This is a genomic window from Terrabacter sp. 2RAF25, from assembly GCF_052115265.1.
Classification (GTDB): Bacteria; Actinomycetota; Actinomycetes; order Actinomycetales; family Dermatophilaceae; genus Terrabacter.
The window spans coordinates 1,160,147-1,176,246 of the sequence record NZ_JBFRGJ010000002.1; the positions used below are offsets into that span (position 1 = coordinate 1,160,147).

The following is a 16,100-nucleotide window of genomic DNA, read 5'->3' on the forward strand; positions in this document are numbered from 1 at the left end:
GTCAGGGGTCTCGGTCGTCGGGCTGGACGGCTCGGAGGACGGCCGCAGCCTCGCCGCGGTTGCGCACGCCGAGCTTGGCGATGAGGTTGCCGACGTGCAGAGCGGCCGTCTTCTCGGTGATGAACAGGCGATCGGCGATCGCGCGGTTGGTGGCCCCGGCCGCGACGAGCTCCAGGACCTCCCGCTCGCGCGGGGTGAGCCGAGCCAGGGGCCGTGGCAGCTCCTCGTCGAGGGGGAGTGGCACCCGGAAGCGCCGTGCGCTCGTGGCGGCCTGCTCCTCGAGCCACCGTGACCCCATGGCGTGGGCCTGGTGCCAGACGGTGGAGAGCAGCTCCTTGCCGGCGTCGCGCTCACCGTTCGCCAGCTGCGCCCTGGCTAGCTCTAGGTTGGGGCGCAGGGCGGTGTAGCGGCCGAAGGGGGTCGCCAGCTCGGACGCCCGCCGCCACTCGGGGATGCCGGTCCCGCCACCCCACTGCGCCGCGAAGGCGATGCCGCAGGCCAGCTGCACGCCGAACCAGTTGTCGGACCACTCCGGCGAGACTCGTTCCGTCGCGAGGTCGAGAGAGCGGCGTGCCCCGAGCTCCAGGTCTGGCGGCGGCTCCTGGCGCGCGACGGCGGCCGCGGCGAGCGCCTCGAACGCATAGCGCGCCGCGACGGCGTGCTCGAGTGGCGAGTCACGGTCGAGGACCTCCGCGACCATCGCTTCGGCCGTTCCGAGTGCCCGTGTGACATCAGGCAGTCCTTCGCAGATCTCGATGAGGCGCGGTGAGTGGACGACGCCCACCGGGTTGAATCCGCCGGCGATCGCCTCCTCCTCGACCGCGAGCGCTCCACGGGCGTCTCCGTGGACCCGGAGGAAGGTCGACCGCCACCATCGGAGCCGGTACTCCACCCTGGCAGGGACGCAGTACGTCTCGAACATCTCCTCGGCCTCGGTGAACCGCCCCTCGCGGACGAGGATCTCCATCTCCTGCTCGGCCCCGAACGCCACGAACCGTGCGAGCCCGGCCCGCGCGGCGCCCTCGCGCGCCCGGCGAGCGACCGCGAGGGCCTCCTCCACCGCACCGTGGAAGCCGAGCATGGCAGCGAGCTCGCCGGAGGCTTCGAGGAACTTTCCCAGCTCCTCGGCACGCTCTGCCTGGTGCACGGCCTGCCGCTGCACCTCGATGGACTCGCTGCACCGTCCGATGTTCCAGAGCGGCTCGGCGAGCTCCCACAGGGCCTCCACGAGGAGGTCGTCGTCTCCGACGGAGCGGCTCACCTCCACGGCGCGCGTCCCCTGGCGAAGGGCCTCCTCGAAATGGCCGATGCGGCAGGCGTGGAACGTCGCGGCACTGAGCGCCGCCGCCAGCTCCCGACTCGGCTCCGCCCCCGCCAGCTCCATGGCCTTCGCGAGCGCCTCCCGGCGGGGCATCAGTCCCGGCACCTCGACCCAGCTGTCGCCGACGGCCGTGAGCACCCGACACGCGGCCAGCGGGTCGCCCTCAGGCTCGAGGAGGTCCACCGCCTGGCGCAGCAGGTCGTGCACGCGGTCGAGGTCGCCCTCGTTGGCGAGCACCAGGGCGGCGAGGCGAGGCAGGTCGGCCTTGGCGAGACCGGTGCGCTGCTGGGCGTCCGGCACCCGGTCCCAGAGGTCGCGCGCACGCTCGAAGTGGTCTGCGGCCCCGGCCGAACCGAACTGCCGGCCCGCGTGACCTGCCCACACCGACGCCTCGAGGGCGAGCGGCCAGTCCAGCGCCCCAGCCGCGTGCAGGGCCAGGGAGGAGCCGTACGCCCACCGCTCCTCGGTCGAGCCGGGGCCGACCCGGGAGAGCAGCGCGCCGGCATATCGCGCGTGCATGCCGACACGCTCCGCCGGGAGCATGTCGTCGAGGACGGCGTCGCGGATCAGCGCGTGGCGGAACGCGAAACGATCGCCGTGGCGTACGACGACGTTGGCGTCCAGGAGCTCGCGCAGTGCGGTGGTGAAGCCCGGCACGTCGAGGTCGGACGCAGCGCGCAGGGTCTCGAGGTCGATCCGGGTGCCGTCCACGGCCGCGAGGCGGGCGAGCCCCGCCGTCGCGGGCGAGAGCAGCTCCACGTGGCGGAGCAGGAGGCCACTCAGCAGCCGGGGGACTCCCGGCTCGTCCGCGGCGAGCAGCTCCTCGACGTGCAGCGGGTTGCCCCCCGAGCGTTCGACGAGCGACCGGAGCTCGTGCGGCTCGAGGGCCCGTCCTGCGAGTCGGACCGCGAGCTCACCGACGTCGGTGGCATCGAGTCCCTCGAGGTCTACCCGCACGGTCCGGGCGCTGCGGGAGAGCTCCACCAGTGCGGTGCGAAGTGGATGCCCCCCGGTGACGTCGTCGGCGCGGAAGGTCAGGACGAGCAGGACCGGAGCCCGGCAGGTGCGCAGCGCTGCGAGCGCGAAGTCCCGCACCGTCGCGTCGGCCCAGTGCAGGTCCTCGAGGACGAGGACGAACGGCCCGCCCTGCCCCACGGCCTCCGTCGCGTCGAGCACGGACTCGAGCGAGGGCGCGATCGAGCGCGTCCCGGACCTGAGCCAGGCCGTGCGCGGGTCCGGGTCCTGCCCAGCGCCGACCCGCTCGTCGAGAACGCCCCGGAGCCCCTCGACCACTGGAGCCCAGGGGGTGCTGGTGGCGAGGTCGAGGCAGTGCCCGACGCCGCAGGGCATCGACAGCTTCCGCGAGCGCTCGGCCACGGCCGCGACCAGCGTGCTCTTGCCGATGCCGGCGTCCCCGCCCAGCAACAGAGCGCGGGCGTGCGCGTCGGGCGGCGACGACTCGGACGTCAGGGCGAGCAGCAGCTCGTCGACGAGACCGAGCTGCCTGTCCCGTCCGACCGGTGGTCCCTTCTCGAACGCCCTGCCCACCCGCGACTCCGTGGTCGACCCGGGGTGGCCCCCGGCCTCCGTCAAGCCTAAGGTCGCGGCGCCGTGTCGGTGCGGGATGGCAGGCTGACCCGTGATGACCGATGTGCTCGACCGCTTCTCTCCGGCCACCGCCGAGTGGTTCCGGAGCAGCTTCAACGCGCCCACGACCGCCCAGGAGGGCGCGTGGGACGCCATCAGCTCGGGCCACCACTGCGTCGTCGTCGCACCCACCGGGTCGGGCAAGACGCTCTCGGCCTTCCTGTGGGCCATCGACCGGATGGCCAGCGAGCCGGTGCCCGAGGAGCGCCTCGAGCGATGCCGCGTGCTCTACGTCTCGCCGATGAAGGCCCTGGCCGTGGACGTCGAGCGCAACCTGCGCGCGCCCCTCGTCGGCATCGGGCACGCGGCCACCAGGCTCGAGCTGCCGCCGCCCGACATCAGCGTCAGCGTGCGCTCGGGAGACACGCCCGCCAACGAGCGGCGGGCCTTCGCCCGCACGCCCACCGACATCCTCATCACCACGCCCGAGTCGCTCTTCCTCATGCTCACCTCGTCGGTGCGCGAGGCGCTCAAGGGCATTGAGACCGTCATCGTCGACGAGGTCCACGCCGTGGCCGGCACCAAGCGCGGCGCCCACCTCGCCCTCAGCCTCGAGCGCCTCGACGCGATCCTGCCCAAGCCGGCCCAGCGCGTCGGGCTTTCGGCCACCGTGCGCCCGGTCGAGGAGGTCGCCCGCTACCTCGCCGGCGGTCGACCGGTCGAGATCGTGCAGCCCGAGTCGACCAAGCAGTGGGACCTCGACGTCGTCGTGCCGGTGCCCGACATGGGTGAGCTGTCGGGTTCGGCCGCCGAGATCTCGCCGGGCGTCCCCGACCTCTCCGGGCCGGCCGCGGGCAACGCGCCGCAGGCGAGCATCTGGCCGCACGTCGAGGAGCGCATCGTCGACCTCATCGCCGAGCACCGCTCGACCATCGTCTTCGCCAACTCGCGGCGCCTCGCCGAGCGGCTGACCTCCCGTCTCAACGAGATCTGGGAGGAGCGGCTCGCCGAGCAGGAGGGCCTCCCGTCGCCGAGCCTCGCCGCCCTCTCGACGCAGCCGCCGGCCCAGGTGATGGCCCAGTCCGGCGCCTCGCGCGGTGCGCCCGCCGTGCTCGCACGCGCACACCACGGCTCCGTGAGCAAGGAGCACCGCGCCACCATCGAGGAGGACCTCAAGGCCGGTCGGCTGCCCGCGGTCGTCGCCACGAGCAGCCTCGAGCTCGGCATCGACATGGGCGCCGTCGACCTCGTCATCCAGGTCGAGAGCCCGCCGTCGGTCGCGAGCGGCCTGCAGCGCGTCGGCCGCGCCGGCCACCAGGTCGGGGCGGTCAGCCAGGGCGTCATGTTCCCGAAGTTCCGCGGCGACCTCGTGCAGACCGCCGTCGTCGTCGAGCGCATGCGTGCCGGCGCCATCGAGTCGCTGCGCATCCCCGCCAACCCCGTCGACGTGCTCGCCCAGCAGGTCGTCGCCATGTGTGCCCTCGACGACTGGACGGTGGCCGACGTCGAGGCCCTCGTGCGCCGGGCCGCGAGCTTCGCGTCGCTGCCGCGTTCGGTCCTCGAGGCCACCCTCGACATGCTCGCCGGTCGCTACCCGTCCGACGAGTTCGCCGAGCTGCGCCCGCGCATCGTCTGGGACCGCGTCACCGACACGCTCACCGGCCGCCGCGGCGCCCAGCGCCTCGCCGTGACGAGCGGCGGCACCATCCCCGACCGAGGGTTGTATGCCGTCTTCCTCGCTTCCGGCGAAGGCCCGGGCCGGCGGGTCGGTGAGCTCGACGAGGAGATGGTCTACGAGTCCCGCGTCGGCGACGTCTTCACCCTCGGCACGTCGACGTGGCGCATCGAGGACATCACCCACGACCGCGTCCTCGTCACGCCTGCCCCCGGTCAGGCCGGCCGCCTGCCGTTCTGGAAGGGCGACCAGCAGGGCCGGCCCGCCGAGCTGGGCCGGGCTCTCGGCGGCTTCGTGCGCGAGATCGTCGGCCTGACGCCCGAGCGCGCCAGGGCGCGCGTCACGGCAGCCGGCCTCGACGAGTGGGCCGCCGACAACCTCATCGGCTACCTCACCGAGCAGAAGGAGGCGACGCGGCACGTCCCCGACGACCGCACCATCGTCGTCGAGCGCTTCCGCGACGAGATCGGCGACTGGCGGGTCGCGGTGCTCTCGCCCTTCGGCGGCCAGGTGCATGCGCCGTGGGCGCTCTGCGTCGCGGCCCGCATGCGCGAGCGGTTCGGCATCGACGTCCAGGCCATGCACGGCGACGACGGCATCGTCTTCCGGCTGCCCGACCTCGAGTTCGACGACGGCGCCGCAGTGGGGCAGCAGCTCGTCGAGATCGTCACCCTCGAGCCCGAGGAGGTCAGCGAGCTCGTCACCCACGAGATCGGCGGATCCGCCCTGTTCGCAGCGCGGTTCAGGGAGTGCGCGGCCCGGGCTCTGCTGCTGCCGCGGCGCCGCCCCGACCGTCGCCAGCCGCTCTGGCAGCAGCGCCAGCGGGCGGCCCAGCTGCTCGAGGTGGCCAGCCAGTACCCCTCGTTCCCGATCGTCCTCGAGGCGGTGCGCGAGTGCGTCCAGGACGTCTTCGACGTGCCGGGCCTCGTCGAGCTCATGTCCGACATCCGTTCGCGCAGCGTCAAGGTGGTCGACGTCGAGTCCAGCCAGCCGAGCCCGTTCGCGAAGTCTCTCGTCTTCGGCTACGTCGCCCAGTACCTCTACGAGGGCGACTCACCCCTCGCCGAGCGTCGTGCCGCAGCGCTCGCGCTCGACCCGTCGCTCCTGTCCGAGCTGCTCGGCCAGGGTGAGGCGCTCGCGCTGCGCGACCTGCTCGACCCCGAGGCCGTCGCCCGCACCGAGGCGGAGCTCCAGCGGCTCACCCCCGAGCGTGGGGCCCGCGACGCCGAGGACGTCGCCGACCTGCTCCGCGTGCTGGGTCCGCTGTCCGTGCGCGACGTCGTCGCCCGGGCTGCCGAGGGCTTCGAGCCGGTGGCCGTCGAAGCCGCTCTCACCGAGCTCGAGGCGGCCCGTCGGGTCATCGCCGTTCGCGTCGGCGGCGACGACCGCTGGGCCGCGATCGAGGACGCCGCCCGGTTGCGCGACGCCCTCGGCACAGCGCTTCCCGTCGGCGTGCCGCAGGCCTTCCTCGAGTCGGTGCCCGACCCGCTCGCCGACCTCGTCGCACGTTTTGCCCGCACGCACGGGCCGTTCGCCGTCCAGACCGTCGCGGCGTGGTGGGGCCTGGGCCCGGCCGTCGTCCACGACGCGCTGCGCCGCCTCGTCTCCGCGGGCCGCGTCGTGGAGGGCGAGCTGCTGCCCACCGAGAACGGCGGCGGGCACGGGCCCGAGTTCTGCGACGCCGAGGTGCTGCGGCTGCTCCGACGCCGGTCGCTGGCGGCGCTGCGTCACGAGGTCGAGCCGGTCGCGCAAAGCGACCTCGCGCGGTTCCTGCCGCAGTGGCAGGGCGTCGGCGGGGGTCTGCGCGGGCGCGAGGGACTGCTCCGCGCGGTCGAGCAGCTCACCGGCGCCGAGGTGCCCGCGAGCGCGCTCGAGTCGCTCGTCCTTCCCGCCCGGGTTGCCGGCTACACACCGGCGCTGCTCGACGAGGTGATGAGCTCGGGCGAGGTCGTCTGGCGCGGCCACGGGTCGCTGCCCGGCGATGACGGCTGGGTCAGCCTGCACCTCGCCGACGCCGCCCACCTCACGCTCACGCCGCCCGAGGTCACCGAGCTCACCGACGACGAGCAGGCGGTGCTCGACGCGCTCGAGGGTGGTGGCGCGTACTTCTTCCGGGCCCTGTCGACCCGAGTCGCCCTCGGCGACGCCGAGCTGAACGAGGCCCTGTGGTCGCTGCTGTGGTCGGGCCGCATCACCAACGACACGATCGCGCCGTTGCGCGCGCTGCTCGCCGGTGGCCGCACCGCGCACAAGCGCACGACCTCCGGCCCGCGCTCCACGAGGTATGCCGGCCGCCGCGGTTCGCTCGGGCGGTTCGGTTCGCTGCGTGGCCCGCTCGCCGGCACCAGCTCCGCCCGGGTCGAGGCGGCCGAGGACGCCGCGACCTCGAAGGCGCTGGCCGCCGGGCGCGCTGTGGGGTCGGGCCCGTCGACGGGCGTCGGGCGCTGGACGGCACTGCCTCCGGCCGAGACCGACCCGACGGTGCGCGCGGTGACCAACGCCGAGCTGCTCCTCGACCGCTACGGCGTGCTGACCCGCGGGTCGGTCGCCACCGAGGACGTGCCCGGCGGCTTCGCGGCCGTCTACCGCGTGCTCGCCGCGGCCGAGGAGGCCGGCAAGGTGCGCCGCGGCTACTTCGTCGAGGGACTCGGGGCCTCGCAGTTCGCCTCGACCGGCGCCGTCGACCGGCTCCGGTCCATGTCACGCCTGCCCGGCGCCGACAGCGCCGGTGACGGTGGGCAGCGGGTCGACCCGTCGGAGGGTGACGAGTGGCTGACGCCCTCGCCACCGGCACGGCGCCGCGACCGCCCTGAGCGGAACGGGCCGCCTGCCCTCGTGCTGGCCGCGAGCGACCCCGCCAACCCCTACGGCGCAGCGATCGGCTGGCCAGAGCGCGGAGTCACCGACGCCACCGACGACTCCGGCCCCGACAGCGCCACCGCCGACGACTCGGGCAAGGGCTCCCGGCGCAAGGGCCACCAGCCCGGCCGCAAGGCTGGGGCCTTGGTCGTGCTCGTCGACGGCGAGCTCGTGCTCTACGTCGAGCGGGGCGGCAAGACCATGCTCTGCTGGTCCGACGACCCTGACCGCCTCCAGGCCGCCGCCGACGCGCTCGCCCTCGCCGTGCGCGAAGGAGCCCTGGGCCGGCTCACCGTCGAGAAGGCTGATGGCGCATCGGTGCTCGGCTCGGGCCACCCTCTGGTGCAAGCCCTTTCGAATGCCGGCTTCCACATGACCCCACGCGGCCTGCGCCTGCGCCGGTGACGCGGCCGGCTAGCACTTCTCCCAGTAGCCGGGTGAGCTCTGCTCGAGCGTGGCCGTGTAGAAGGTGTTGTAGAGGCCGAGGTTCTGGTTCGAGCCGAGGGCGTACGCGTAGCCGCCCGACTGGTAGGCCCGCCCGGCCTGCACGTGGGCGTAGTTGCTTGACGTGATGCACGTCGGCGCAGGGGCTGTGGTGGTCGTCGTCGGGGGAGTGGCCGTCGTGGTCGGTGGCGCGGTGCCGCCGTCGAGGCCGAAGAAGGCGACGTCGTAGTAGGCCGCGCACACCGTGTCGATGAAGTACGCGCCGGCGGTGCCGCACTGGTTGTCCGCGGTCCCGGGGTCGACGGCGGTGCCGTGGTTCATGCCGGCGACCTTGGTCAGCCGCACCCGGCCGCCGTAGTCCTCCCACGTGACGCCCGAGGCGATCGTGCCCGTCGAGGTCGGCGTCTGAGAGACACCGTTGACGTTCGTGAACTGGTCGCGCAGCTCGACGCCGTTCATCGGGGCGACCGTCGTGTCGGACTGGCCGTGCCAGATGGCCACCTTGGGCCTGGGACCCGAGTAGCCGGCATACGCACCCCTCACGAGGTCGCCCCACGCGGCCGGTGTCTTGTCGACGCCCGGGTTCATGCACGTGAACGCGGCCGTCATAGAGGTCGCGCACGTGTAGGGGATGCCCGCGTTGATCGAGCCGCCGGCGAACTTGTCGGGGTAGGTGGCGAGCATGACGGCGGTCATCGCCGCGCCGGCTGACAGGCCCGTGACGTAGACGCGGCGGGAGTCGCTCCCGTAGTTGGCGACGGCATAGTCGACCATCTGCGCGATGCTCGCCGCCTCGCCCTGACCGCGGGCGATGTCGCCGGGCTCGAACCAGTTGAAGCACGTGTTGGAGTTGTTGGCGCTGCTCTGCTGGGCCAGCACGAGGGCGAAGCCGTGACGGTCGGCGAAGGTGCGCCAGCCGGAGCTCGTGAAGTAGGTCGTCGCGTCCTGGGTGCACCCGTGCAGCTCGACGACGACCGGGGCGTTCGCCGGCAGCCCGTCGGGACGGTAGCTGAACATCGTCAACCCGCCCGGGTTGCTGCCGAAGCTCGCGACCTGCTGGAGCGTCGCCGCCTGTGCCGGAGGTGCCTGGGCCACGACGAGGGTCGTGGCCACGGAGACCGCGAGGGCGAGCAGCACGCCGACCGCTCGGACGGCTCGGGCGGGTACGGGCAGGGTGAGCGTGCGTGTCGAAGTCATCGTCGCCTCCGGTCCGGGGCATCGTCGTCGGTGCCCGTTTTGTCACCATTGCACCGGCCTCGACCGCGTGGCATGGGTCGTCATGCCAGTGCCCGGCACGCGGCGTGTGCCAGCGGGACATTGCGCACCGACCCGGCGTGCGTGCCTAGGCTGTCGAGACCAGCGAAGGAGGAGATGGCGTGCCCGAGGGGGACACGGTCTGGCGCACCGCGTCGAGGCTCAACGAGGCGCTCGCCGGTCGGGTGATCGTCGAGTCCGACCTGCGCTGGCCGGGCGAGATCGCGACGGCCGACCTGTCGGGCCGCGCGACGCTCGAGGTGGTCAGCCGCGGCAAGCACATCCTGCACCGCGTCGAGGGGGGCTTCACGTTGCACTCCCACCTGCGGATGGAGGGGCAGTGGCGCGTCGAGGCGTCGCCCGGGCTCGAGGCGCGGTGGCGCCGCAACCCCCAGCTGAGGGCCCTGGTGGCGGCGGAGGACTGGACCGCCCTCGGCTTGCGGCTCGGCATGCTCGACCTCGTGCCGACGGCCCGCGAGGGCGAGCTCGTCGGCCACCTCGGACCCGACGTGCTGGGACCCGACTGGGACCCCGCCCGTGCCGTCGACAACGTGGTCGGCTCCGGTATGCCGGTGGGCCAGGCCCTGCTCGACCAGCGCAACCTCGCGGGCGTGGGCACCATGTGGTGCGCCGAGACGCTCTTCCTCGAACGCGTGCCACCGTGGACACCGGCGGGTGAGCTGGGCCGCGACGTCGTCGAACGCGTGGTGGCCCGTGCGCACCGGCTGATCGACAACGGCCGGCGGCACGCGGTGCAGTCGAGCACCGGCAGCTACCAGCTCGGTGAGGCGCACTACGTCCACGCCCGCAGTGGACGGCCCTGTCGCCGCTGTGGCACGACGGTGCGCGTCGCGCCGATCGGTGAGCCGACGCGCGAGCGCACGATGTTCTACTGCCCCGGCTGCCAGGGCGGCCTCGGCCCGAGCGACGACGGGCGGCGCCAGGCGCCCCTCGGGTCGAGCAGGGGAGCCGGCCGCTCGCGCCGTTCGTACTGACGACGCCTGGTCCTCCACCGAACTCCACCCCTGTGTCAGATGCCGGTCCTAGGGTGAGAGACACCCATTCCCCGAGAGGAGCACGGCCACATGTCTTCCCGTCTCAACCCCTACATCAGCTTCAAGGACAACGCGCGCGACGCGATGGACTTCTACAAGTCGGTCTTCGGTGGCGAGCTAGCCCTCAGCACCTTCGGCGAGTACGGCGACACGGGCCCTGCAGCCGACAACGTCATGCACGCCCAGCTCGAGACGCCCAGCGGCTACACGATCATGGCCTCCGACACCCCTGACGGCATGTCCTACGAGCCGGGCAACAACATCACCGTCAGCCTCAGCGGCGATGACTCCGACGAGCTGCGCGGCTACTTCGAGAAGCTCTCCGAGGGCGGCACCGTCTCGATGCCCCTCGAGAAGCAGATGTGGGGCGACGAGTTCGGTCAGCTGAAGGACAAGTTCGGCATCGGCTGGCTCGTCAACATCGCCGGCGAGCAGTCGGGCGACGCGGCCTCCGCCTGAGGCTCGACGGACCGACGCTGGTGCGGGTCGACCTCAGGGTCGGCCCGCGCCACCGAGAGCGGCCAGCTGACGGCCGAGCTCGCCCTCGTCGATGAGGCTCGAGTGCGTGCCGGCAGTGCCGCACGCCCACGCTCCAGCGACCGCACCCGCGCGGGCGGCCGCGCGAGCGTCACCACCGCCGAGCCACCGGTGCAGGAACGCCGAGACGTACGCGTCTCCCGCGCCGTTCGAGTCGACGACCGGCCGTCCCGGGATGTCGAGCGCTGGCACGGCGAACGAGCCGCCCTCGCGCACCGTCACCCGGCTACCGGCGGCGCCGTCCATGACGACCACCAGTCTGGCTCGGCCACGGTCGAGGATGTCGGCGACGACGTCGTCCTCAACAGGACCGAGACGTGAGCCCGACACGAAGACGAGGTCGGCGGCATACGCGAACGGCCGGTGGTGCGGGTTGCGCCCGTCCCAGTCGTGCAGGTCGGTCGAGGTCGTGGCGCCCGCGGCTGCGGCGTCCGCGAGGGCTCCGACGGTCCACGGCATGATCGACGCGTGCAGGTGGCGGGTGCCCTCGAGCGGGCCGCGCCACAGGGCTGGGTCGGGAGCCAGGTCGTACGGGTGACGCGGGTCGTAGAACGACATGCGGCGTCCGGTCGCGTCGACGAGGTTGACGGCCCGACGCGTGCCGCTCGGGTGCACGACGTGCTCGAAGCGCAGGCCCTCGGCCTCGAACCGGTCGCGGAGCATGGCCCCCTCGTGGTCGTCGCCGATGACGTCGACGAAGCAGGTCGTCAGGCCGAGGCGGTGACAGCCGAGCGCGACGCCGCTGCCGGTGTGACCGACGACGGTGTCGATGGGCGGCACGGGGTGGGAGTCGGCGAAGGGCACCGGGAGGGCGTCGACGCGCACGATGGTGTCGACCCCGGCGCCACCGACGACGAGCACGTCAACGGGCGCGTCGACGGGCACGTCGGTCATGGGCGAGTCACGCTCAGCAGGCCGAGGCACATCTCGTCGGTCGTGCCCTCGCCCCAGACGACGTAGCGTTCGGGGAGACCCTGCAAGTCGGGCAGCTTGTCGCGCCAGGACTGGTCGTGGGTGCAGCTGACGCGGATCGAGTCGCCGGGCTTGATCTTCGTCGCGGGGACGGGGACGGCGCCCTGGTTGTCGAAGTCCCAGACCTTGATGTCGAGCAGGGTCCGGGCCGACGCGGTGTCGGGGTTCAGCTCGATGCGCAGGGAGGAGCCGAGCAGGTGCATGTGCCCGGCCACGGCGCGCACGGTCGCTGCCTGCTCGACGGTGCGCGTGCACGACTGGGTCGGCCCCGGCGAGGGCAGCAGGGTGCCGTTGCAGACGAGCAGCAGCCCGTTGACGATGCGCGGCGACATCGCGCCGAACCGCGCCGTCACGTCCTCGATGGCCTTGGACCGGTCACAGAGGGGGCCGGACTTGCCTGTGCGACAGGGAAGCTCGACAGGAGCTGGATAGAGCATCGTCTCGAGCGGCTCGAGCCCCGGCGACGACGAGAGCCGCAGCGACACCGAGGTGCGGTCGGGGGTGACGCCGTGGCGCAGGTTGTAGTGCACCTGCATGATCAGCAGCGAGCCGCGCTGCATGGGGATGCCGACATCGGGCGGGAGCACGTTCTCGCGTCCGCCCGGGGCCCAGGCGCCCACCCACGGTGCGTCGTCGAGGGTCGCGCCGCGAGATCCCAGCCCGGTGCCTCCGAAGCAGGTCCAGCCGTTGCCGCCGCTCTCGGCGTCGCGGGCCCGTGCCGCGGCGACTGCGGAGGGCGGGACGCGGAAGAGGATGACGTGGTGGACCTCGGCCGGCTGGCCCGGGTTGATGTCGAATCCGGTGACGAACTGGTCCTTCGTGAGCTTGGGGTCGAGGACGAAGCAGCGGTAGTCGTCGGTGCCGACGGTCGGTGCCCTGGGGGTGTAGGAGACCGGCGCCGCCACGGTGCGGAGGGTCTCACCCGCCCGCAGGGCGCTCGGAGCTGCCGCGCGGGTAGCGCTGGCAGCGCTGGCAGCGCTGGTTGCCCCGCCCGAGGCGGTGGCGGCAGGGGGAGCCGCGGCGGGGACCGGACCGGCGCAGGCAGACCCGAGCAGGGCGGCAGCCGCCATCGCTGCAGCAGCGAGCCCGCGACGAGTCCTCATAGCGCCAGTGTAGGAACCGGGATCGGCTACGTCGGGGGTTGTCAAGCCTATGGCCGCTCAGGAAGGCTCGGCGGCCCGGCTGACAGGGATGCGGCGTACGTCCGGGGCGCTGAGCCGCTCGGCGTTCGCCTCGGAGTCGGCGAGCTCCTTCTGCGACTCGAGCTCGGCCTCGACGCGCGCGACGTACGCGTCTACCTCGGCCTCGAGGCGATCGGCGTCCCAGCCGAGCACGGGCGCGACGATCTCGGCGACGGCGCGCGCGCTGTCGATACCGCGACTCGGCGTCTCGATGGAGATGCGGGTGCGCCGGGCCAGCAGGTCGTCGAGGTGCAGCGCGCCCTCGTGGGTGGCGGCATACAGCGCCTCGACCTTGAGGTACTCCTCCGCGCCGGGCAGCGGCTCGTAGAGCGACCGGTCGTCCTCGGCGAGCGCGAAGAGCTCGTGGACGAGTGACCCGTAGCGCTCGAGCAGGTGCGTGATGCGCCAGACCGGGAGGTCCTGGTGGCGGGCGAGCCGGTCGATCTGGTTGACGAGCGCGACGTAGCCTTCGGCACCGGAGAGGGGGATGAACTCGGTGACGCTGTCGGAGACGTCGCCGCCGATGTCCTCGCGGGCGGCGTCGACCGCGTCGGCGGCCATGACGCGGTAGGTCGTGTACTTGCCTCCGGCGATCGAGATGAGGCCAGGCTGGGGCCGGGCCACGGCGTGCTCGCGCGAGAGCTGGCTGGTGTCCTCGTTCTCGCCGGACAGCAGCGGGCGCAGGCCGGCGTAGACGCCCTGGATGTCGCTGTGGCTGAGCGGCACCTTGAGCACCGTGTTGATGTGCTCGAGGATGTAGTCGATGTCGGCGCGGGTCGCCGCGGGATGGCTGCGGTCGAGCTCCCAGTCGGTGTCGGTGGTGCCGATGATCCAGTGCGTGCCCCACGGGATCACGAAGAGCACCGACTTCTCGGTGCGCAGGATGAGGCCGGTCTCGGAGTTGATGCGGTCGCGCGCCACGACGATGTGCACGCCCTTGCTGGCCCGCACGTGGAAGCGTCCACGGCCGCCCGCCATGGTCTGGATGTCGTCGGTCCACACGCCGGTGCAGTTGATCACGACGGACGCCTTGACCTGCACGGTCTCGCCCGTCTCGACGTTCTCGACGACGGCCCCGACGACACGCTCGCCGGCGCGCAGCAGGTCGACGACACGCGCACTCGACAGGACCGTCGCGCCGTAGGCCGCCGCGGTGCGGACCGTCGTCAGCGTGTGGCGGGCGTCGTCGGCCTGGGCGTCGTAGTAGAGCAGGCCGCCGGTGAGGGCTTCCCGCTTGAGGGCCGGGGCGAGCTTGAGGGCGCCGGTGCGGGTCAGCTGCTTGTGGCGCGGCACCGACCGCGCGCCGCCCATCGAGTCGTAGAGGGTGAGCCCGGCCGTGACGTACGGGCGCTCCCAGCCACGGTTCGTCAACGGGTAGAGGAACGAGACCGGCTTCACCAGGTGCGGCGCGATGCGGCTCAGCATCAGCTCGCGCTCCTTGAGTGCCTCGCGCACGAGGTCGAAGTTCATCTGCTCGAGGTAGCGCAATCCGCCGTGGAAGAGCTTCGACGACCGGGACGAGGTGCCGGAGCCGAAGTCGCGCTGCTCGACGAGCGCGGTGGACAGACCGCGCGTCGCGGCGTCGAGAGCGACCCCTCCACCGGTCACGCCGCCACCGACGACGAGCACGTCGAACTGCTTGGTGGCGAGGCGCTTCCACGCCCGGGCTCGGTAGTCGAGGTCCAGTCGAACTGGGCTCGTCATCGCTACCCCTTCACGTCGGTGTCGAGACCGCCACTCTAACGAGGAGTGCTGCGCCGGCCGCTGCCCGCCCGGCGTGCTCATGTCCGTCCAGTGACAGGCTGGTGTCCGTGACCACCTCCGATCGTGACCGCGACACCCGGGGCCGGGCGCGGCAGGCGCGGCCGCGCGATGCGCTGGGTCGCCCGCTGCCCTACGGCGCCGAAGGCGTGGAGCCGGTGTCGGAGGAGGCGTTGCCGCCCGCCGACACCCTGCGGCTGGCCCGTGAGCTGGTGGACGCCGGTCGGCCCTTCTCTGCGCACGAGGTCCTCGAAGCCCGCTGGAAGGCCGGCCCCGCCGAGGAGCGTGACCTGTGGCAGGGCCTGGCGCAGCTCTGCGTCGCGATGACCCACGCAGCCCGTGGCAACCAGACCGGCGCCGACCGGTTGTTCGAACGCGCCGCCGGCAGGCTCGCCGACTTCGCCGCGACGGGACGCGAGGCCCACGGCCTCGACCTCGACGACGTGGTGGCGAGTGCCCGCCGTCACCACGGCACCTTCTGAGCGCCATCCGCCCGGGCCTCTGTCAGAAGGGTGGCGGATCGTCGTGTGGTCGCTCGTCGGTCCGTGACGCATCCGGGGGTGGGGCGGCGCCCGGGTCATCGAGCGCTTCGCGCCAGTTGCGCGGGTAGGTGACGTAGTCGCGACCGGTGAGGGTCGTCCACCGGATGCCGTCGTCGGGAGCGCGTGCCGCCGACCACAGCCCTGCGGTCTTCGAGTTGTGGCACCCGCGGCTCAGCGACTGGGCGTTGGTCACGTCGGTCGGCCCAAGCGGCCACGGAACCAGGTGGTCGAGGTCGCAACGGTCTGCGGGGACCTGGCAGCCAGGGGCTCGGCACACGCCGTCGACTGCGCGCACGTGCTCGACCATCTCGGGGCTGGGGCGATAGCGGTCGGAGGAGAGCTCTAGTGCGCGGCCGGTCGTCACGTCCACGGCGAGCCGCTGCCACACCGAGCCCTCAGCGGTCATGATGCGCCGCGCGTGTGCCGCCGTGACCCACCCGTGCCCGGGCAGCTCGCACGCCGCATGGGACAGTCCGGCCGCCACCTCGAACGGCACGACGATGCGCACCATCGCCGCCGGCAAGGGCGCACCGAACGGGTTGAGCTCAGCCGCAAGCGAACCGAAGAGTGCGAGTGAGCAGATGCTGTCGCTGCGCAGCTGGTCGAGCGTGCGCGGGTCGCCGGCCGCTCGGGCTGCCCGTGCCATCGCATCGGCCCGGTCGAGCACCGCCACGACCGTCTCGGCCGGAGCGGTCACGGTGAAGGTGCCCAGGCCGTCGTCGGTGAGCCGACCGTGGGCCGTGCGCGACGCCTCGGCAGAGCGCCGGCGTTCGTCGCCCGACCGGTCGTCGGCCGAGCAGACGAGCCGGCGCAACCTGGTCGAGAACAGCCGCTGCGAGGGGACCGACCCGTCAGGCGCCGGAGCGAGCACCGCGGTCTCGATTGCCGGGAGGAGCTCGTCGGGCAACAACC

General features: G+C 72.9%; 10 protein-coding genes. 4 read left to right on the forward strand and 6 right to left on the reverse strand.

Features of this window, described 5'->3' with window-relative positions; translation table 11 throughout:
* Nucleotide 1: 1 nt before the first annotated feature.
* Nucleotides 2-2,869, reverse strand: a complete 2,868-nt coding sequence (locus AB4091_RS08665) for a helix-turn-helix transcriptional regulator (protein ID WP_442291329.1) — start codon at nucleotides 2,867-2,869, stop codon at nucleotides 2-4.
* A 94-nt stretch (nucleotides 2,870-2,963) separates the two neighbouring features.
* Here AB4091_RS08665 and AB4091_RS08670 point away from each other — a divergent pair, with 94 nt between their 5' ends.
* Nucleotides 2,964-7,847 (forward strand): ATP-dependent helicase, encoded by a 4,884-nt coding sequence (locus tag AB4091_RS08670; RefSeq protein WP_442291330.1) that lies wholly within the window; start codon nucleotides 2,964-2,966, stop codon nucleotides 7,845-7,847.
* A gap of 9 nt (nucleotides 7,848-7,856) precedes the next feature.
* Here the strand turns inward: AB4091_RS08670 and AB4091_RS08675 are convergent, their stop codons facing one another.
* Nucleotides 7,857-9,083 carry an extracellular catalytic domain type 1 short-chain-length polyhydroxyalkanoate depolymerase gene (locus tag AB4091_RS08675; RefSeq protein WP_442291331.1) on the reverse strand — a complete coding sequence of 409 codons (1,227 nt, stop codon included), beginning with the start codon at nucleotides 9,081-9,083 and terminating at the stop codon, nucleotides 7,857-7,859.
* Nucleotides 9,084-9,262: 179 nt separating this feature from the next.
* Between AB4091_RS08675 and AB4091_RS08680 the strand changes: the two genes are divergently transcribed.
* Together AB4091_RS08680 and AB4091_RS08685 are read left to right on the forward strand one after the other, a co-directional pair.
* Complete coding sequence (locus tag AB4091_RS08680; protein WP_442291332.1) at nucleotides 9,263-10,135, forward strand: DNA-formamidopyrimidine glycosylase family protein; 873 nt, start codon at nucleotides 9,263-9,265, stop codon at nucleotides 10,133-10,135.
* Between the two features lie 90 nt (nucleotides 10,136-10,225).
* Complete coding sequence (locus tag AB4091_RS08685) at nucleotides 10,226-10,654, forward strand: VOC family protein (protein WP_442291333.1); 429 nt, start codon at nucleotides 10,226-10,228, stop codon at nucleotides 10,652-10,654.
* A gap of 33 nt (nucleotides 10,655-10,687) precedes the next feature.
* Here the strand turns inward: AB4091_RS08685 and AB4091_RS08690 are convergent, their stop codons facing one another.
* Genes AB4091_RS08690 through AB4091_RS08700 form a run of 3 tightly spaced genes read right to left on the reverse strand, consistent with a single transcriptional unit; the run spans nucleotide 10,688 to nucleotide 14,589 of the window.
* Entirely contained in the window at nucleotides 10,688-11,626 is a 939-nt protein-coding gene (locus AB4091_RS08690) for a carbohydrate kinase family protein (RefSeq protein WP_442291334.1), read from the reverse strand.
* The gene (locus tag AB4091_RS08695; protein ID WP_442291335.1) at nucleotides 11,623-12,807 is read right to left on the reverse strand and encodes a hypothetical protein; all 1,185 of its coding nucleotides are present in this window, start codon (nucleotides 12,805-12,807) and stop codon (nucleotides 11,623-11,625) included. The genes AB4091_RS08690 and AB4091_RS08695 overlap by 4 nt, the downstream gene beginning before the upstream one ends.
* Nucleotides 12,808-12,864: 57 nt before the next feature.
* Nucleotides 12,865-14,589: a glycerol-3-phosphate dehydrogenase/oxidase gene (locus tag AB4091_RS08700; RefSeq protein WP_442291336.1), complete on the reverse strand. Its 1,725-nt coding sequence runs from the start codon at nucleotides 14,587-14,589 to the stop codon at nucleotides 12,865-12,867.
* Nucleotides 14,590-14,696: 107 nt separating this feature from the next.
* On the opposite strand from AB4091_RS08700, the gene AB4091_RS08705 reads away from it, so the two are divergent.
* Nucleotides 14,697-15,128: a DUF309 domain-containing protein gene (locus AB4091_RS08705; protein ID WP_442291337.1), complete on the forward strand. Its 432-nt coding sequence runs from the start codon at nucleotides 14,697-14,699 to the stop codon at nucleotides 15,126-15,128.
* Between the two features lie 22 nt (nucleotides 15,129-15,150).
* Here AB4091_RS08705 and AB4091_RS08710 read toward each other — a convergent pair whose 3' ends face one another.
* Nucleotides 15,151-16,095 carry an HNH endonuclease signature motif containing protein gene (locus tag AB4091_RS08710; RefSeq protein WP_442291338.1) on the reverse strand — a complete coding sequence of 315 codons (945 nt, stop codon included), beginning with the start codon at nucleotides 16,093-16,095 and terminating at the stop codon, nucleotides 15,151-15,153.
* Nucleotides 16,096-16,100 lie beyond the last annotated feature (5 nt).